Genomic DNA, 18,450 nt, shown 5'->3' with positions numbered 1-18,450 from the left:
CAAGAAATGATCCAGATCGCCGTGGCCAAACCAGTGATCGGCGAAGCCGAGATCGAGGCCGCAGTCCGAGTCCTGCGCAGCGGGAACGTCGTACAAGGACCGGAAGTCGCCGGATTCGAGGAGGAGTTCTCCCGACTGGTGGACGACCGCCACTGTGTGGCGGTGAACTCCGGGACGTCCGCGCTGCAATTGACGCTGCTCGCGATGGGCATCGGTCCCGGCGACGAGGTCGTGGTGCCGTCCTTCTCCTTCGCCGCCACCGCCAACGCGGTGCGGCTCGTCGGCGCGGAGCCCGTCTTCGCCGACATCGAGCGCGACAGCTTCTGCCTCGACCCCGAGGCCGCGGCCGCCGCGATCTCGCCGCGTACCGCCGCCATCATGCCGGTGCACCTCTACGGCCACCCGGCCGCCATGGACCGCCTCGGCGCCCTCGCCGAGCGCCACGGCCTGGCCCTGGTCGAGGACGCCGCCCAGGCCCACATGGCCTCGCTCGGGGGCACCCCCACGGGCGCCTTCGGCACGGCGGGCTGCTTCAGCTTCTACCCGACCAAGAACATGCACTCCCTCGAGGGCGGCATGGTCACCACGGCCGACGCGGAGCTCGCCCGCAAGGTGCGGCTGCTGCGCAACCAGGGCATGGAGCAGCGCTACGCCAACGAGATCGTCGGCGCCAACATGCGCATGACGGACGTCGCCGCCGCGATCGGCCGCGTCCAGCTCGGCCGGCTCCCGGAGTGGACCGAGCGCCGCCGGGCCAACGCCAAGGCGCTCGACGCGGGCATCACCACGCTGGTGACCCCGCCGGTCGCCGCGGGCGCCGAGCACGCCTACCACCAGTACACCGTGCGCGTGCCCGAGGCCGTCGGCCGCGACGAGGCCCAGCGGGCACTCGCGGCGGCCGGCGTCGGCAGCGCGGTCTACTACCCGACGCCGATCCACCGGCTCATCCCGTACGCGGCGCAGGGCCCCTCCAGCGAGCGGACCTGGGACCTGCCGGAGACCGAGCGCGCGGCGGCCGAGGTGCTGTCGCTGCCGGTGCACCCGTCGCTGGCCGACGCCGACATCGACCGGATCGTCGCCGCCTGCAACGCGCTGGAGACCACCACGGGAGCCGGGAAGTGACCGCCGGGGACCGGCCGCTGCGGGCCGGACTGGTCGGCGTCGGCGCCATGGGGCGCCACCACTACCGGGTGCTCGGCGGTCTGGCCGGCGTCGAGCTGGTCGGCGTCGTGGACCCGGCGTCCGACCCGGCCGGCGTGGTGCGCGGCGTCCCGGTCGTGCCGGACGTGCAGCAGCTGATAGCGCTCGGCATCGACTACGCGGTGGTGGCCTGCCCGACCGCGCTGCACGAGGAGATAGCCGTCGCGTTCGCCGAGGCGGACGTCCACGTGCTGATCGAGAAGCCGCTGGCCGACACGGTCGAGGGCGCCCGCCGGGTGGTGGAGGCCTTCGAGTCGCGCGGGCTGGTCGGCGCGGTCGGCCACATCGAGCGGTTCAACCCCGCGCTGCAGAACCTGCGGGGACGCCTGGAGTCGGGCGAGCTCGGCGAGGTCTACCAGGTGGTGACCCACCGCCAGGGCCCCTTCCCGCACCGCATCGCCGACGTCGGCGTGGTCAAGGACCTCGCCACCCACGACATCGACCTCACCGGCTGGGTGACCGGCCAGGAGTACGAGTCGGTGGCCGCGCACACGGTCTCCCGCAGCGGCCGTCCGCACGAGGACATGGTCGCCGTGGTCGGCCGACTGGCCGACGGCACCATGGTGAACCACCTGGTCAACTGGCTCAGCCCGCTCAAGGAGCGGCGCACCGTCGTCACCGGCGACAAGGGCTGCTTCGTCGCCGACACCCTGACGGCCGACCTGACCTTCTACGCCAACGGCGCCATCGACACCGAGTGGGAGGCGCTGCGCGCCTTCCGCGGCGTCGCCGAGGGCGACATGATCCGCTTCGCGATCCCGAAGCGGGAGCCGTTGCTGGTGGAGCACGAGAGCTTCCGCGACGCGGTCTCGGGCAAGGACGCCGACATCGTGACGCTGCGGCAGGGCCTGCGCACGGTGGAGGTCTCCGCCGCCGTCCTGGCCTCCGCCGAGTCGGGCGCCACCATCCGCATACCCTCGTCCCGGACCCCGGCCGCGTGAGCACCCGAGCCCAGTCCGCGCTGGACCCCCGACCGACGACGGCTGACCTCCCGGCCTCGGCGGCCGGGGCGAGCCCGGCGTCCGAAGCCGACGCGGCCACCAACGCCGAGGCGACGCGGGCTCCGGCAGCCGCTCCGACCGAGCGTTCCGGCACGCCCGCCCCGACCACGGGCGACACGCCCTCGGCCGCGGGCGCGCAGGTGCCCGCGCAGGCGGGACCGGCGGGGGAGGGACAGCCGGACGTCACCGTGATCGTCGCGGTGTACAACACCATGCCGTACCTGACGACCTGCCTGGAGTCGCTGCTCGCGCAGACGCTCGGGACGGGGCGGATGCAGATCGTCGCCGTCGACGACGGGTCGACCGACGGCAGCGGCGAGGCGCTGGACGCCTTCGCGGCCGAGCATCCCGGGCTGGTCGACGTCGTGCACCAGGCCAACTCCGGCGGTCCGGCCGGGCCGAGCAACCGCGGGCTGGAACTGGCCCGCGGGCGCTTCGTCTTCTTCCTGGGCGCCGACGACCACCTGGGCCCCGAGGCGCTGGAGCGTCTCGTCGCCGCCGCCGACACCCACGGCACCGACGTCGTGGCCGGCCGGATGGTCGGCCTCAACGGCCGCTGGGTGCCCAAGGCCGCCTTCCAGCGGCAGCGGCACGACGCCACCCTGGGCAACTCCCCGCTGGCCTGGGCCCTGTCGAACACCAAGCTGTTCCGCCGGGCGCTGATCGAGCGGCTCGCGCTGCGCTACGACGAGGACCTGCCCGTCCTCAGCGACCAGCCGTTCACCCTGGCCGCCCTGTTCGCTGCGGGGCCGGTGTCGATCCTGAACGACTACGACTACTACTACGCGGTCCGCCGCTACAACGCCGGGAACATCACCTACCGGGGCGGCCCCGAGCCGCGGCTGCTCGGCACCGAGCGCATCATGGCGCTGACCGGGCGGCTCGCCGACTCGCCCGAGGCACGCGACCGCGTGCACCGCCGCCACCTGGAGGGCGAGCTCGCGGACATCCTCGGTCCGGCGCTGCTGGAGCTGGAGCGCGAGGCGCAGGAGCGGATCGTCTCCCGCGTCGGGACGCTGGTCGGCGCGCACGCCAACGACGAGCTGCTGCTCAGGGTCCCCGTCGCGGCCCGGATCCGGCTGCTGCTGGCCCGCGCCGGCGAGGTGGACGCGATCCTCGCGGCGCTGCGCTTCGAGCAGCAGCACGCGCAGCTGCCGCTGGTGGTCCGCGGCGAGCGCGCCCTGCTGGACCACCCGGCCCTGGGCGACGCCCGGCTCGGCATCGACGACCGGTTCTTCGAGACGGACGAGTCGCTGACCCGCCTCGACGACCTCACCGCCGAGCTCGCGCTGGACGCCCGCCGCCGTCCCTGCCTGACCGTCACCGGGTACAGCCCGCTGCCGGGCTACGGCGGGCCGGTGGCCCGCGTCTGGGTGGAGACCTTCCGCCCCGGCGGCTCCGGCTCCGCGGGCGAGCAGTTCGTCGCCCACCAGGCCTTCGTCTCCTACGCCGCCGCCCCCGACGGCGGGACCGTGGTCACCGCCCGGGTCCCGCTCGGACTGCTGCTGCGCCAGACCCACCTGGGCGCGGCGAGCGGGCCGTGGTCGGTACGGCTGCGGCTGCTCGGCCGCGCCACGACCGGCGGCCGCACGCACGAGGTGCAGCCCGTCCGCTGCGCCAAGCCCGTCAAGCTCCGGGCCTGGCGCGGTTCGCACCTCTTCCGGGTCTCCGCGATCACGGGCGCCGAGGGCGAGTTGCAGCTCGCGGCCGCCCCGCTGAGCCTGGTCCGCTCGTTGAAACGACGGCTGCGCCCCGCGCCGGCCGCTTAGGAAGGAACAACCACGTGCAGGTCTGCGTAGTCGCCCTCGGCAAGATCGGCCTCCCGCTGGCGGTGCAGTTCGCCGCCAAGGGCCACCGGGTCGTCGGCGCGGACGTGAACCCGGCCGTCGTCGAGCAGGTCAACGCCGGGGTCGAACCGTTCCCCGGCGAGGCCGAGCTCGACCTGCGCCTCAAGCAGGCGGTCGCCGCCGGCCTGCTGACCGCGACCACGGACACGGCCGCCGCCGTGGCCGCGAGCGAGGTCGTGGTGCTCGTCGTGCCGCTCTTCGTCGACGGCGAGGGCACCCCGGACTTCTCCCTGCTCGACGCCGCGACCGAGGCGGTCGCCGCCGGGCTGAAGCCGGGCACCCTGGTCTGCTACGAGACGACGCTGCCGGTCGGCACCACCCGCGACCGCTGGGCCCCGCTGCTGGAACGCGGCTCAGGGCTCACCGCCGGACGCGACTTCCACCTGGTCTTCAGCCCCGAGCGGGTGCTCACCGGGCGGGTCTTCGCGGACCTGCGCCGCTACCCCAAGCTGATCGGCGGCATCGACGCCGCGTCCGCCGAGGCCGGTCGTGCCTTCTACGAGGCCGCGCTGGACTTCGACGAGCGCCCCGAGCTGCCGCGTCCCAACGGCGTCTGGGACCTCGGCTCCGCCGAGGCCGCCGAGCTGGCCAAGCTCGCCGAGACCACCTACCGCGACGTCAACATCGGCCTGGCCAACCAGTTCGCGCGCTTCGCCGACCGGGTCGGCGTGGACATCGCCCAGGTCATCGCGGCCTGCAACAGCCAGCCGTACAGCCACCTGCACACCCCCGGCATCGCCGTCGGCGGGCACTGCATCCCGGTCTACCCGCGGTTGTACCTGTGGAACGACCCGGAGGCGACCGTCGTGGCCTCCGCCCGTGCCGCCAACGCCGCGATGCCCGACTACGCGGTGGAGCTGCTGGCCGAGGCGTACGGCGAGCTGGACGGCGCGCACGTGCTGGTGCTCGGCGCGGCCTACCGCGGCGGCGTCAAGGAGACGGCGTTCTCCGGCGTCTTCCCGACCGTGGCGGCGCTGCGTGAGCGCGGCGCGGTGCCGTACGTCAGCGACCCGCTCTACACCGAGACCGAACTGGTCGCCCTCGGTCTGCCGCCGCACCGCGGCGAGCCGGTGACGGCGGCCGTGATCCAGGCGGACCACGCCGAGTACCAGATGCTCGGCGCCGCCGACCTGCCCGGCGTCCGGGCCCTGGTCGACGGCCGCCGCACCACCGACCCGGCGCGCTGGGAAGGCGTGCGCCGCGTCGTCATCGGCGGCTGAACCGGCGGCTGACCGGCGGGGCTGAACCAGCGGGGGCCGGTCCCGGCTCCGCCGGCAGGGGGGAACAGGCTGTGACATCAAAGCGAGAGGCTCGACCGCAGGTGAACGCGGAGCAGCAGCAGGACGACGTGGAAGAGCTCGACGACCGGCCCCGGCTGGCCGTCATCGTGGGCAACGGCATCACCGGCGACTCCCGGGTGCAGAAGACGGCCATCGCCGCCGCCCGGGAGGGCTGGCGGGTGCTGCTGCTCGGGCGCAGCCGCAGCGGACGCGTGGAGCGTTCCTGGATGGGCCCGATCGAGGTGGTCCGGGTGCCGGTCTGGCACAACGTGCGGCGCCAGGTCGCCCACGACCGCGAGCGCGGCCTGCGCAGCCTGGTCACCCGCTTCCGCCTCGACGACAGCGAGGCGCTCAAGCGCTACCAGGCGGCGCACCGCACCTGGGACCGCGCGCAGAGCGCCGAGGTCGGCACGCTGACCCGGGAGGGCCGGGCGGCGCTGCGCCGCAACACCCTCAAGGCCGTGCTGCGCGCCCGCCGGACCGTCTACCGGGCCCGCAACTGGGCCTACCGCTGGGAAGGCCGCCACCAGGCCGACCCGGCCGTGCCGGTCGGCGAGTGGCGCCAGGACTGGCCCGAACTGCTCGACCTGGACCTGGCCTTCGGCCCGGCGATCGAGAAGTTCCGCCCGCACGTGATCCACGCCAACGACGTGACCATGCTGGTCCCGGCCGCGCACAGCGCCGCGCGCCTGTGGGCCTCCGGTCACCGCTGCTCCTGGATCTACGACTCGCACGAGTACGTGGCCGGCGTCGAGTGGGGCAACCCCCTGCGCCACGCCGCCTACCCGGCGCTGGAGTCGGAGTTCATCGGCAGGGCCGACGCGGTCGTCACCGTGTCGCCGGAGATCGCGGAGCTGCTCCGCGAGGCCCACGGCCTCTCCGAGACGCCGCTGGTCGTGGCCAACACCCCGGTCCGCGAGGCGGTCGGCGTGGACGTGCCCGGCACCGGCGTGCGCGGGCTGTGCGGGCTCGACGAGAGCGTCCCGCTGCTCGTCTACGCGGGCTGGGTGGACCGTCAGCGCGGCCTGGAGACCGTCGTCGCGGGCCTCGGCGAGCTGCCCGAGGTGCACCTTGCGCTGGTGACCAACCGCCAGAACCCCTTCGTGCAGGAGCTGCTGGACCAGGCGGCGGAGGTGGGCGCGGCGGACCGCGTGCACGTCCTGCCGTACGTGCCGCAGCACGCCGTCGCGGACTACATCGCCTCGGCCGACCTCGGCCTGATCCCCTTCCGGCGCACGCCGAACTGCGAGCTGTCGCTGCCGACGAAGATGGCCGAGTACCTGCACGCGGGTCTGCCGGTGCTGGCCAGCGACGTGAAGACGGTCCGCGCCTTCACCGAGGAGCACGGGATCGGCGAGATCTTCACCGCCGGCGACGCGGTCTCCTTCGCCGAGGCGGCGGCCAAGGCCGTCGCCTGCCGGGACAGCCTCGCGGAGCGGATCACCGAGCCGCTGCTCGCGGAGCTGTCCTGGGAGGCCCAGTCCGGCGCGCTGCTCGACCTCTACCGCCGACTGGCCGGCACCGGCCCCGAGGTGGCCCGTCCCGACGTCCCGTGGACCGTCACCGAGCAGGTGCAGCGTCCGGCGGAGAGCGAGGACGGCACGGCGTCCTTCAACCGCTGGCGTCCGCTGGACGCCTCGGGCGAGGACGGCGTCCGGCTCGGCATGGGCATCGCCAACTACGCGGGCCAGCTGGCCGCGTTCGCCTCCGCGGTCAGCCGCGAGCGGGACGACGTCTCCTGCGAGGTGGTGATGGCCAGCAGCGCGACCGGCTTCGGCTACCCGGCCGACGCCTACCTGGACAACGCCCGGCTCGGGTCGGTGGACGTCCAGGTCGAGCAGGTCCGCAGGGTCCTCTCCGGCCGCTACACCCACCTCCTGGCGGACGCCTTCCGCCCGGTGCTCGGCACCCTCAACGGCGACCACATCGGCGCGGACCTCCCCGCGCTGCGGTCGGCCGGGCTGAAGGTGGCCCTGCTGGCCCACGGCAGCGAGATCCGCCACCCCGGCCGCCACATGGAACGCCACGCCGAGTCGCTCTTCTTCGACGCGCCCGACGACCAGCGCGCCCTGATGACCGCGATCGCGGAACGCAACCGCAGGACGGCCGCAGACAGCGGCCTGCCCGTCTTCGTCACCACCCCGGACCTGCTGGTCGACCTCCCGTGGGCGACCTGGACCCCGCTGGTCGTCGACGTCGACTCCTGGGCGAGCGACGCCCCGGTGCTGGAGCGCAAGCGCCCGGTCGTGGTGCACGCCCCGTCGAAGCGCTGGACGAAGGGCAGCGGCCGCATCCTCCCCGTCCTTGAGGAGCTGCACGACAAGGGCGCGATCGACTTCCAGCTGCTGGAGGGCGTCCCGTGGGAGGAGGTCCGCCGCCGCATCAAGTCCGCCGACATCGTGGTGGACCAGTTCGCGATCGGCGCGTACGGCACGTTCTCCTGCGAGGCGATGGCGGCCGGCCGGCCGGTCCTGTGCTACATCTCCGACGAGGTCTCCTCCCTCACCGGCCCGCTCCCGATCGTCAACGCCACCAGCGCGACGCTCCGCGAGGCGGTGGAGTCCCTCCTGGACGACCGCGCCGCGGGCGCCCGCATCGGCGCGGAATCCCTCGCCTTCGTCCGCGAGAACCACGACGGCCGCAGGACCGCTGCCGCGCTCAGCAGCTTCCTGCAGTAACGCCGAATCCCGCTCCCGCGCGCGGCCGCACCGCCCCCGCGCGCGGGGCTGTACCGATATGCGCTCCGCCGCGCGGGCGCGAACAGCCACTGGCGTGCGGATGGTCCCCAGTAACAGGACCATCCGCACGCCAGTGGCTGTCTACCGCCGCACGCCCCTCGGGGAGCAAGCGGCTCAGAGTTCGACGAGTTCCCCGTCACGCTCGGCGTAGTGGGCGCCCGTCTGGGGGCAGACCCACTCGCCCGTCTCCGCGTCCAGCGTGAGGCGGAGGCCGGCGCGGCCGACCCAGCCGATGCGGCGGGCGGGGACGCCCGCGACGAGGGCGAAGTCGGGGACGTCGCGGGTGACGACCGCGCCCGCGGCGACGAGGGCCCAGCGGCCCACCCGCACGGGTGCCACGCAGACGGAGCGCGCGCCGAGCGACGCGCCCTCGGCGACGGTGACGCCGACCGGCTCCCAGTCGCCGCCGCGCTTCAGCTTGCCCTCGGGGTCGACGGAGCGAGGGTAGTGGTCGTTGGTGAGCACGACCGCGGGGCCGACGAAGACGCCGTCGCCCAGCTCCGCCGGCTCGTAGACCAGCGCGTGGTTCTGCAGCTTCACGTTGTTGCCGATGCGGACGCCGGGGCCGACGTACGCGCCGCGGCCGATCACGCAGCCGGTGCCGAGCTGGGCCTTCTCGCGGATCTGGGCGAGCTCCCAGACAGTGGTGCCGTCGCCGAGATCCGCCGTGGGGTCGACCTGGGCCGTGGGTTGGACGCGTGCGTTCATGCGCCGACCGTACGGCCTTCCGGTGACCAACAGGGGAAATCAGGCCTTCAAGCGGGTGACGAGGTTCCGCGTCGCGAGCTGCACCTGCGGCTTCTCCAGCGCGGCTCCGCCGCCGAGCGCCAGCGCCCAGCCGAAGGTGCCCGCGTTGAAGACCCAGCCGCCGCCCGTGGACCGGTACAGCGTGGTGTTCTGCTGCTGCGGACGGTTGCGTCCGGCCGCGCGGAACTGGGAGTCGGAGAGCGTCAGGTACTGGCTCGCCGCCGGCAGCGGCACGCCCTTCTGGTGACCGTCGGCCTCGCCGCTGATCAGCTCCGGGATCAGGTCCCCGTCGCTGAGGTCGGTGCCCTGCCAGAACCAGTGGGCGCTCTCGCTCACCACGAGCGGGGAGGAGCCGACCACCGCGCCGGTGTACTGGCCGCCGAGCAGCCGCTGCTCGGCCCGGGCCGAGTTCGCCGCGGCGCGGCGCCAGAACGTGCTCGGACCGGTCGGGTCGACGACCGGGTCGGGGTCGGTCTTGTAGCAGGTCATCAGGGGGAAGCCGGTCGGGTCCCGGTCGATGCGGACCTTCCAGTAGCAGTCGTTGGCCGCGAAGGTCGCCAGCGAGAGGCCCCTGGCGACGGCCTGCTCGACGGTCTGCCGCATCTCGAACGACCAGTACTCGTCGTGGCCGCTGAACAGCATGGCCTGGTGCCTCGTCGGCACCACGCGGCCCTCGTGGAGATCGAGGTTGGTGGCGTAGGTGACGTCCAGGCCCTCCCGCTCCGCCCAGGAGACGAACGCCTGGTCCAGCGCGAACTCGGCGGGCATGCCGTCGTGCTGGTAGGGCCGTTGGAAGCTGACCGCGCGCGAGCGGTGCGGGTAGTGGCGGACGTAGCTCTCGTGCGGGACCGGCTCGGCCGGGTAGGCGTGGCCGTCGGGCGCCTTGGCGCGCGCCGCCGGATCCGAGGCCGAGGGCAGGAAGCCGTAGTAGAGGCTGCGGCCCAGCACGCCGTCGAACGGGTACTGGTTGTAGGCCTGGTAAGTGTTGAACGGCAGGATCACCAGGAAGGTGCTCGCCCGGCTGTCGTCGCGGACGGCGAACGGCACGGCGGTGCGCTCGCCGTGCTCGGTGGTGAAGGAGGCGAGGTAGAGCCCGCTGACCCAGTCCTGCGGGATCTCCAGCGACCAGCTCGGTTCCCATTCGGTGCGCACGGTGGCCGTGGGCCCGTCCACCTGCGTCGCGGACTGCTGGATCCCGCGCTGCGTCGGACTGGTGGTCAGCAGCCGGCCGCCCGCGCCGTTGTAGTGACCCATCCGGAAGACAGCGACGGAGTAGGACTTCGGGGCGGCGGTGGCGACGTAGAAGGTGATCCGCTGGCCGTGGGTGACGCTGGTGGTGTCGGCGAACGCCTTGATCTGGCTCAGGGCGTCCGTGACGGGCGTCGCCCCGCCGTGGTTCGACATCCAGGCGCGGCTGCCGGCCTGCCCGTTCTCACGGATGATCGGGTTCCCGGTCCGGACGTCGGCGGCGCGCGCGGTCGCCGGGCCGTCCCTGGTTCCCTCGCTGTCGCCGGCGCAGCCGGCCAGGCTGCCCAACCCGGCCGCCCCGGCGGCGACCCCCGCGGTCGCTGCGGCGGCACGACCCACTCCGCGCAGTAGGCCGCGTCTTGTGACTTCCCGCATCCGCAGGTCCCTCGTCCTCGCAGGCATTGCGTCTTCCGGCGGGGAGTCTATGGGGCGGCGTGATCTGTCAGCGCCCTGTGGGACCCCCGGCGGGCACTGTGACGCGATTGCGTCCCCGCGGCCCCCCGGATCTCATGCCGTGTCCAACTCCCGTTCACGGCTCGAAGCGGTAGCCCATCCCCGGCTCCGTCAGGATGTGGCGGGGGCGCGCCGGTTCGCGTTCCAGCTTCCGTCGCAGCCCCGCGAAGTAGACCCGCAGGTAGTTGGTGTTCTCCTCGTGTCCGGGACCCCAGACCTGACGCAGGATGTGGCTGCCCGTCACCAGCCGTCCGGGTTGCTGGAGCAGGACCGCGAGGATGCGCCACTCTGTCGGCGTCAGCCGCACCGACGGACCGCCCTCCTCGGCGGGCTCGACCACATGGCGTTCGAGGTCGACGACCTGGTCGCCGATGCGGATCGGCGCCGCGGACGGCTCCTCGCTGGTGGGACGGCGCAGCGCCGCCCGCACCCGGGCGAGCAGTTCGTTCATGGCGAAGGGCTTGGTGACGTAGTCGTCCGCGCCGGCGTCCAGCGCGGCGACCTTCTCGCGCGGGTCGGCCCGGCCGGACAGGACGATCACGGGGGCCGAGGTCCACGAGCGCAGCGAGCGCAGCACCTCCATCCCGTCGAGCTCGGGGAGACCGAGGTCGAGGATGACGGCGTCGGGAGGATTGTGGGTGGCCTCCTGGAGCGCGCGACGGCCGTCGGAGGCGGTGGACACCTCGTAGTGGCGGGCCCGGAGGTTGATCTGGAGCGCCTTCAGCATCTGCGGTTCGTCGTCGACCACGAGGATCCGGCTCATACCGGCTCGTCCTCCCTCTCGTCCCTGAAGTCCCTGAAGTCCCTGTGGCCGGCTTCTCCCGGCGCGAGCGCGACGTCGTCCTCGTCCTCGTCCTCGTCCTCGTCCTCGTCCTCCGGGACGGTCGCCTCCGCCGGTGCGGCGGGGAGCGACAGGACCATGGTCAGGCCGCCGCCGGGGGTGTCCTCGGGTTGGAGCGTGCCGCCCATCGCCTCGGTGAGCCCGCGAGCCAGCGCCAGGCCGAGGCCGACGCCGGTGGCGTTGTCGTTGTCGCCCAGCCGCTGGAAGGGCTGGAAGATCCGCTCGCGGTCCGGCTCGGGCAGGCCGGGCCCGCGGTCGACGACGCGCAGTTCGACCCGGTCGCCGAGCGCGCTCGCGCTGAGCAGCACCGGGTGGCCCGAGGCGTGCCGCAGGGCGTTGCCGACGAGGTTGGCCACCACGCGTTCCAGCAACGGGCCGTCGACGACCGCGTCGGGGATCCCGTCCAGGCCCTGGGTCGCGACCGCCACCTCCGCCTCCGCGGTGTCGGGGCCGAGCGAGTCGAGGGCGGTCGCCACCACGTCCTCCAGCGCGGTCGGGTGCAGTTGGAGCGAGAGCGCGCCCGCCTGGAGCCGGGACATGTCGAGCAGGTTCTCCACCAGGCGGGTCAGCCGCTCCAGGGAGACCTCGGCGGTGCCGAGCAGCTCGCGCTGGTCCTCGGGGCTGAACTCGACGTCGTCGCTGAGCAGCGAGGAGACCGAGGCGAGCGCCACCGCGAGCGGGGTGCGCAGGTCGTGACTGACGGCGGCGAGCAGCGCGGTGCGCAGCCGGTCGGCGGCCTTGACGGGCTCGATCTCGGCGGCCGCCTCGGCCAGCCGGGTGCGTTCCAGCGCCACGGCGACGTGCGCGGCGAAGGCCGCGAGGACGCGCCGGTCGGAGGCGGGCAGGGGCCGGCCGCGCAGCACCAGCGAGGCGCTGCCGCCGACGGGCACGGCCTCCGCGCCGGGCTGGTCGGCCAGCTCCTCGGGTTCCACCAGGTGCTCGACCAGGTCGACCCGGTCCAGGGCGAAGGTCTCCCGCAGCCGGGCGAGCAGCGCCGGAACGGCCTGGTCGCCGCGGAGCACGCTGCCGGCGAGGGCGGAGAGCGTCTCGGCCTCCGCGGTGGCGCGCGCCGCCCGTCCGGCGAGCTTGGTCGCGGTGTCGACGATCCCGGCCACGACGATGCCCACGAGCGCGAAGACGGCCAGCGCCAGCACGTTGTTGGGCTCGGCGATGGTGAACCGGTGGATCGGCGGGATGAAGTAGTAGTTCAGCAGCACCGAGGCGGTGACCGAGGCCACCAGCGCGGAGGCCAGGCCGCCGAGGGTGGAGATGCCGACCACCAGGGCGAGGAAGAGCAGCGTCTCGCTGGTGAGGTTGATGGTGTCCCTGGTGTGGCACAGGATCGCGGTCAGCACGAAGGGCAGCACGAGGCCGCAGGCCAGCCCGGCCCAGCGGCGCGTCGTGGACCGCCCGCGACCGCGGCGTCCGCCGCCCAGCCCCTCGGACACCTGGCGCCCGCGCCCGGACCCCTCGTGGGTGACCATGTGGACGTCGATGTCGCCGGAGAGCTCGATCGTGGTCTCGCCGATGCCGCGCCCGGCGGTCAGCGCCCGCCGCAGCACGCCGCGGCGGCTGGTGCCGAGCACCAGCTGGGTGGCGTTGGCGGCGCGGGCGAAGTCGAGCAGGGCGGTCGGCACGTCGTCGCCGACCACGGAGTGGTAGCTGCCGCCGAGCGACTCGACCAGCTGCCGCTGGGAGGCGAGCGCGGCGGGGTCGGCGTCGGCCAGGCCGTCGCTGCGGGCGACGTGCACGGCCAGCAGCGCGCCGCTGCCCGCCCGGTCGGCGATGCGGGCGGCGCGACGGATCAGCGTCTCGCCCTCGGGACCGCCGGTCAGCGCCACGACGACGGTCTCGCGGGTCTCCCAGACCTCCGGGATCTCGTGCTCGGCGCGGTAGCGGCGCAGCCCCTCGTCGACCCGCCCGGCCAGCCACAGCAGCGCGAGCTCGCGCAGCGCGGTGAGGTTGCCGACCCGGAAGTAGTTGGAGAGCGCGGCGTCGACCTTCTCGGCGGCGTAGACGTTGCCGTGCGCCATCCGGCGGCGCAGGCCCTCGGGGGCCATGTCGACCAGCTCGATCTGGTCGGCGCGGCGCACCACCTCGTCGGGCACGGTCTCGCGCTGCGGCACACCGGTGATCTTCTGGACGACGTCGTTGAGCGATTCCAGGTGCTGCACGTTGACGGTGGTCAGCACGTCGATGCCGGCGTCCAGCAGCTCCTGGACGTCCTGCCAGCGCTTGGCGTTGCGGCCGCCGGGGATGTTGGTGTGGGCGAGTTCGTCCACGAGCGCGACGTCGGGCCGCCGGGCCAGCACCGCGTCGACGTCCAGCTCCTCGAACCGCCCGCCGCGGTACTCGCGTTCGACACGCGGCAGCACCGGCAGGCCCGTGACCCGGTCCTCGGTGTGCCGGCGCCGGTGGCTCTCCACGAACCCGACGACCACGTCCTGGCCGCGCTCCACTCGTCGGTGGGCCTCGTCCAGCATCTTGTAGGTCTTGCCGACCCCCGGCGCCGCGCCGAGGAAGACCTTCAGCCTCCCGCGACCCGTACCGGTGCTTCCCGCCATCGCGCCGTGCCTCCTTGCCGCTCTGCCCGGACCACCTTGACGCGACGGCACCGGTCCTTACCACTGCCCATACGCAATCTTGACGCCGCCCACCCCGCCGACTTCCGTCGATCCTGAGGTGAACAGTGCATAGATGTCGTTAAAACTTGTGCGGAAACCGCCATTGACTTGCTAATCTGAAGGCGTCGAAGCCATCCGGGCCTGGGATTCACGGAAAGAACCGATACGTCATGTCCGAGACCGCCACCGCAGCAGTGACCGCCCGCGTCATCGTCGGTGTCCGCGACTCCGCGAAGGGCCGCGCGCAGCTGCGCCGGGCCGCGGCGGAGGCCCGCCGCAAGGGCGCGGTCCTGGTCCCGGTCCTCGCCTGGTCCCCCTCCGGCGGCGAGTCCCTCTACCGCACCCGCCCGTGCCCGGAGCTGGCCCACGCCTGGGAGCGGCGCGCCTGCGCGAAGCTCGACGCGGTCGTCTCGCAGACCCTCGCCGCCGAGCAGCTGCCGACGGCGGTCCGGCCCGTCACCGTCCGCGCCGGGTCCCTGGCCGACGCCGTCACCGCGACGGCCACCGCCCCGACGGACGAGATCTTCGCCCCGGCGGCCCAGCCCGGCCTGCTCACCCGCCTCGGCCTGCACCGCGGCGCGGCCCTGGCCCACTGAGGCCCGGCTCCGCGAGCTCCGGCTCACGGAACGCCGGCGCGAGACGTACCGACGCGACACGTACCGACACGACGCGTACCGACACGACGCGTACCGACACGACGAGTGGCGTCGCGCCCCTGGCCGGGCTGCCACTACCGGAACTCCCGGAGGCGCGGCGCCACCCCCACGCCGAGCAGGACCAGCGCTCCGGCCACGCACCCCAGCTGCACCCACAGCGCCGAGTCGGCGCGTCCCGCGCCTGCCGTCGAGGCGGAGACGTACGCCTGCTCGTTGATGCCGATCAGCTGCCGCAGCGCGGCGTCGTGCGCGTCGAAGTCGGCGTTCGAGCCGCCGGGGGCCAGGCTCGTGCAGTAGGCGATCGCGTCCTCCAGACGCCCCTCGGCCACCAGCGCGCGGATCCTGCGGTCGTCGGCCTGGTAGGCCTGGAACGCCAGCAGCGTCCTCATCGCCGCCGCTCCCTCCCCGGGGAAGGTGATGTTGTGGAACTCCCGCCCGTACTCCCCGCCGAAGCGGATGTCCGCGGGGTTCTGCCTGACGGCCGCGACGGCCGAGGCCAGCGCGGTGTCGTAGGCGCCCAGCTGCGCGCCGCCCAGGGAGAGGATCTGGTCGGTGTCGTTGACGAAGTCCGACTGGTACTGGGCGCGGCGGTCCACATCGAGGACGTAGCGGCTCTCCGCCGCGTTCGAGTCGGCCACGATCGCGCGGGCCTGGGTCAGCGCGACGACCGAGTCGTACGCGTCCTTCCGGGCGGTGAACAGGTCCTGCCGCTCGGCGTCCAGGAACGAGCCGGCCGTGGAGAGCAGCACCACGACCAGCACGCTCGCCGCAACCAGCGCGGGGTTGACGACGCGTCGGAACCGGATCGCCAGCCAGACCTGCGTACCGACGAGGGCGGCCAGCAGCGCGCCGCCGAGCAGCAGCAGCCACACGCCCGCCGTGCCGAGCGCGCCGCGCTCGTCGGTGTAACTCTGCTCGAACGCCTGGTCGTTGGCCACGACGAGGGAGTGCGCGGCGGGCAGCAGCCGCCCGCGCATCAGGTCCGTCGCCTGCCGGTATTCGACCAGCGCCACGGGGTCCGGGTGACCGGCGGGGGCGTTCGCGCGGGTGTCGAGCTCCAGCGCGCGGGCCGCGAGGTCCTGGTAGCGGCCCATCCCGTCGAGGATCGCGGCGAGCGCGGTCTGTGCGCCGGCGTTGCCGGAGGCGTCCAGGGTGGCCTGCTGCAGGTCCTTGTCGGCTTCCGTGCGGTCGGTGGCGTACTGCTGCCGCGCGGTGGCCAGGTTGCCGGCCAGCTTCGGGTCGTCGCCGAACATCAGCTGGTTCGCCGCCTGGGCGTCCAGATCGGTCAGCGACTGGTAGAGCGCGCCCGCGTCGGTGACCTGCGGCGCCTCGTGCTGCGTGATCCGGTCCCAGTTGTCGCGAGCCCCGGTCGCGGCGCCTGCGAGCACCGCGCCCAGCAGCACCGCGAGCAGCGCGCACCCGGCGGTCGCCCAGCGCAGGCGGGCAGGGGTGCCGAGCCGCCCGCGGACCCGTCCCCGCCGTGGTGACCGGGCCGGGCCGCCCGGGCCCGTGCCGTCCCCCGACCCCGCCGACCCCTGCTGCTGCGGCCGCTCGACCACCGCGACCCGTTCCCCCACCGTCGTCATCCCCGCCGAGCCTTCTCCCCGTGTCCGGCCTGTCGGCCTCGGGCGTCAACTCTCCTGCGGTGCACGGGCAGACGGCGTCGTCCTAACGCTCTCTTAGCGCTCGGCGGGTGGTTCTTGACGCGTTGTTGTCGTGGCCCTCGCGGGGCACGGGCCTCAGGCGGGCACGCTCTCCGGCATCGGCAACCGCTGCCCTCCGGTCAGCAGGGTGCACACGGGCGTGTGCGGACGGTGGCCGCCGTGGTGGGGGTGGTCGATCCGGACGCTGATCGGGGTCGGCGGGTCACCGGGCAGCTCCGCCTCCAGCACCGTCGTGCCGGTGCCGCGCTGGTGGTGGTACCCGACCTCCTTGCCGTCGACGAGGAGGAGCAGGTCCTCGGTGCGCCAGGTGAAACCGGTGCGCAGGTCGACGGAGACGGAGTGGCCGTCGATGTCGAGGTGGTAGTGGTGCCGCGTGGTCATCCTGGCCTCCCGGGCCGCCAAAGGACGTCCCCCACAGCTCCCACGATAAGCCCGGCGTCCGCCGCCTACCCCTGCCGCCTGTGACGCCGCCAGGCCCACACCCCGACGACGAGCAGGACGATCCCCCCGATCACGCCGGCCACGACCTGGCCGGCCTGCTTCTCCACCCGCTGGTAGGCCTGCCCGGCCAGGTATCCGAGCAGGGTGAAGCCGATCCCCCAGGTGATCCCGCCGAGCGCGTTGAACAGGAGGAACCGGCGGTACGGCATCTTCGAGATGCCCGCGAGGGCGGGCATCACCGCGCGGAAGAAGGCGATGAACCGGCCGAAGAAGACCGCCGCGGCACCCCGCTCCCGGATCATCTCCTGCGCCGCGCCCAGGCGCTCCTGGTGCCGCTGGAGCGGCCGGATGCCCAGGATCCGGTCCCCGAAGTGGTGGCCGATCTCGTATCCCACGCTGTCGCCGGCGATGGCGGCGAAGACGACCACCAGCGCGATGCCCCAGTACGTCACGTGCCCCTGGTTGGCCAGCACCCCGCCGAGCACGGCGGCGGTCTCGCCCGGCAGCACGAAGCCGACGAAGATCGCGTCCTCCAGGAAGACCAGCGCGCCCACGACCGCGTACACGACGGGCCCGGACAGGCCGGCCAGCCAGTTGGTGATCGCTCCCATGGCCCCCAGTCTGCTCCACGCACCCGGCCGCAGGGCGGCGACACCTCAGCCCGCCCGCCGCCGTCTGTCGACAGCCGGCTGCCTACAGTGGCCCCGTGAAGATCTTTCTTGCCGGGGCGGGCGGAGCCCTCGGGCGGCGGCTGGTGCCGCTGCTCGTCGGGGCGGGACACGAGGTCGTGGGGACCTCCAGGAGCGAGGAGGGGGCGGCGCGGGTGCGCGCGCTCGGGGCGCGGGGCGTCGTCGTGGACGCGCTCGACGCCGACCGGTTGCGGGACGCGGTCACGGCCGCCGCGCCGGAGGCGGTGCTGCACCAGCTGACCGACCTGTCCGCGGCCGACGGCGCGGCCAACTCCCGGCTGCGACGCCAGGGGACGCGCCATCTGGTGGACGCCGCGCGGGCCGCGGGGGTGCGCCGCATCGTCGCGCAGTCGATCAGCTGGGCGTACGTCGGCGGGGAGGCTCCCGCCGACGAGGGCGAGCCGCTGGACCTGGGGGCGCCGATGCCGCGCGGCTCCATGGTGGGCGCGGTCGCGGAGCTGGAGCGGATCTCCGCGGAGCTGCCGGAGGCGGTCGTGCTGCGCAATGGACTGCTCTACGGACCGGGCACCTGGTACGCGCCGGGCGGGCCCGTCGCCGCCGCACTGCGCGGCGAGCAGGGCGGGCCCTACCTGGCCGGGCTCACCCCCGACGCCGGCGTCAGCTCCTTCGTGCACGTCGACGACGCGGCCGCGGCGGTGCTCGCCGCGCTGGAGTGGCCCGCCGGACCGGTCAACATCGTGGACGACGAGCCCGCTCCGGCCACCGCCTGGCTGCCCGTGCTCGCCGCGGCCCTCGCCGCTCCCGCGCCCGCTCCCGCGCCCTCGCCCTCGCCGCCCTCGGCCGCCGAAGGCGGCGAGCCCGCCGAGGCTGCCGGCTGGGCCCGCGGAGCGTCGAACTCGCTGGCCCGCACGCGTGGTTGGACGCCCGAGCGGCCCTCCTGGCGCACCGGCTTCGCCGACCAGCTCGACTAGCTCGACTAGCGTCCAGCGTCGCACAGCAGTCTCGGGTGGGCGCGGCAGCGGGCGCGGAAAAGGACGAGGCGCGAGGGGTGGACAGTCAC

General features: G+C 74.0%; 14 protein-coding genes. 7 read left to right on the top strand and 7 right to left on the bottom strand.

Annotated features, from left to right (window positions below):
- Positions 1–6 precede the first annotated feature (6 nt).
- The 5 genes from TR50_RS07415 to TR50_RS07395 all read left to right on the top strand — a co-directional run bounded on the left by TR50_RS07415 (position 7) and on the right by TR50_RS07395 (position 8,006).
- Positions 7–1,122: a DegT/DnrJ/EryC1/StrS family aminotransferase gene (locus tag TR50_RS07415; RefSeq protein ID WP_042416146.1), complete on the top strand. Its 1,116-nt coding sequence runs from the start codon at positions 7–9 to the stop codon at positions 1,120–1,122.
- A gap of 47 nt (positions 1,123–1,169) precedes the next feature.
- Positions 1,170–2,141, top strand: coding sequence for a Gfo/Idh/MocA family protein (locus TR50_RS07410; protein ID WP_042416387.1), 972 nt, complete (start codon positions 1,170–1,172; stop codon positions 2,139–2,141).
- Positions 2,138–3,970: a glycosyltransferase gene (locus TR50_RS07405; RefSeq protein ID WP_052440825.1), complete on the top strand. Its 1,833-nt coding sequence runs from the start codon at positions 2,138–2,140 to the stop codon at positions 3,968–3,970. The genes TR50_RS07410 and TR50_RS07405 overlap by 4 nt, the downstream gene beginning before the upstream one ends.
- Before the next feature lie 14 nt (positions 3,971–3,984).
- A complete protein-coding gene (locus tag TR50_RS07400) occupies positions 3,985–5,268 on the top strand; it encodes a nucleotide sugar dehydrogenase (protein WP_042416143.1) in 1,284 nt (427 codons plus the stop codon).
- Between the two features lie 101 nt (positions 5,269–5,369).
- Entirely contained in the window at positions 5,370–8,006 is a 2,637-nt protein-coding gene (locus tag TR50_RS07395; RefSeq protein WP_236654307.1) for a glycosyltransferase, read from the top strand.
- Between the two features lie 174 nt (positions 8,007–8,180).
- On the opposite strand, the gene TR50_RS07390 is transcribed toward TR50_RS07395, so the two are convergent.
- The 4 genes from TR50_RS07390 to TR50_RS07375 all read right to left on the bottom strand — a co-directional run bounded on the left by TR50_RS07390 (position 8,181) and on the right by TR50_RS07375 (position 13,919).
- Positions 8,181–8,774 carry an acyltransferase gene (locus tag TR50_RS07390; protein WP_042416140.1) on the bottom strand — a complete coding sequence of 198 codons (594 nt, stop codon included), beginning with the start codon at positions 8,772–8,774 and terminating at the stop codon, positions 8,181–8,183.
- Between the two features lie 39 nt (positions 8,775–8,813).
- Positions 8,814–10,436, bottom strand: a complete 1,623-nt coding sequence (locus TR50_RS07385; protein WP_152648295.1) for a N,N-dimethylformamidase beta subunit family domain-containing protein — start codon at positions 10,434–10,436, stop codon at positions 8,814–8,816.
- A 154-nt stretch (positions 10,437–10,590) separates the two neighbouring features.
- Positions 10,591–11,277 (bottom strand): response regulator, encoded by a 687-nt coding sequence (locus TR50_RS07380; protein ID WP_042416138.1) that lies wholly within the window; start codon positions 11,275–11,277, stop codon positions 10,591–10,593.
- Entirely contained in the window at positions 11,274–13,919 is a 2,646-nt protein-coding gene (locus tag TR50_RS07375; RefSeq protein ID WP_084699854.1) for an ATP-binding protein, read from the bottom strand. The genes TR50_RS07380 and TR50_RS07375 overlap by 4 nt, the downstream gene beginning before the upstream one ends.
- Positions 13,920–14,149: 230 nt before the next feature.
- Here TR50_RS07375 and TR50_RS42370 point away from each other — a divergent pair, with 230 nt between their 5' ends.
- Positions 14,150–14,575: a hypothetical protein gene (locus tag TR50_RS42370; protein WP_052440823.1), complete on the top strand. Its 426-nt coding sequence runs from the start codon at positions 14,150–14,152 to the stop codon at positions 14,573–14,575.
- Between the two features lie 134 nt (positions 14,576–14,709).
- On the opposite strand, the gene TR50_RS07365 is transcribed toward TR50_RS42370, so the two are convergent.
- The 3 genes from TR50_RS07365 to TR50_RS07355 all read right to left on the bottom strand — a co-directional run bounded on the left by TR50_RS07365 (position 14,710) and on the right by TR50_RS07355 (position 17,351).
- Positions 14,710–16,221 (bottom strand): GlnX family signal transduction membrane protein, encoded by a 1,512-nt coding sequence (locus tag TR50_RS07365; protein ID WP_042416135.1) that lies wholly within the window; start codon positions 16,219–16,221, stop codon positions 14,710–14,712.
- A gap of 153 nt (positions 16,222–16,374) precedes the next feature.
- Positions 16,375–16,680: a hypothetical protein gene (locus TR50_RS07360; protein WP_042416130.1), complete on the bottom strand. Its 306-nt coding sequence runs from the start codon at positions 16,678–16,680 to the stop codon at positions 16,375–16,377.
- A 65-nt stretch (positions 16,681–16,745) separates the two neighbouring features.
- The gene (locus TR50_RS07355) at positions 16,746–17,351 is read right to left on the bottom strand and encodes a DedA family protein (protein WP_042416127.1); all 606 of its coding nucleotides are present in this window, start codon (positions 17,349–17,351) and stop codon (positions 16,746–16,748) included.
- 95 nt (positions 17,352–17,446) lie between these two features.
- Here TR50_RS07355 and TR50_RS07350 point away from each other — a divergent pair, with 95 nt between their 5' ends.
- Positions 17,447–18,361, top strand: a complete 915-nt coding sequence (locus tag TR50_RS07350) for an NAD-dependent epimerase/dehydratase family protein (RefSeq protein WP_052440822.1) — start codon at positions 17,447–17,449, stop codon at positions 18,359–18,361.
- Positions 18,362–18,450 lie beyond the last annotated feature (89 nt).

Origin of the sequence: Streptacidiphilus anmyonensis (genome assembly GCF_000787855.1) — a bacterium.
Lineage (GTDB): Bacteria > Actinomycetota > Actinomycetes > Streptomycetales > Streptomycetaceae > Streptacidiphilus > Streptacidiphilus anmyonensis.
This window is presented reverse-complemented; position numbering and strand designations above follow the sequence as displayed.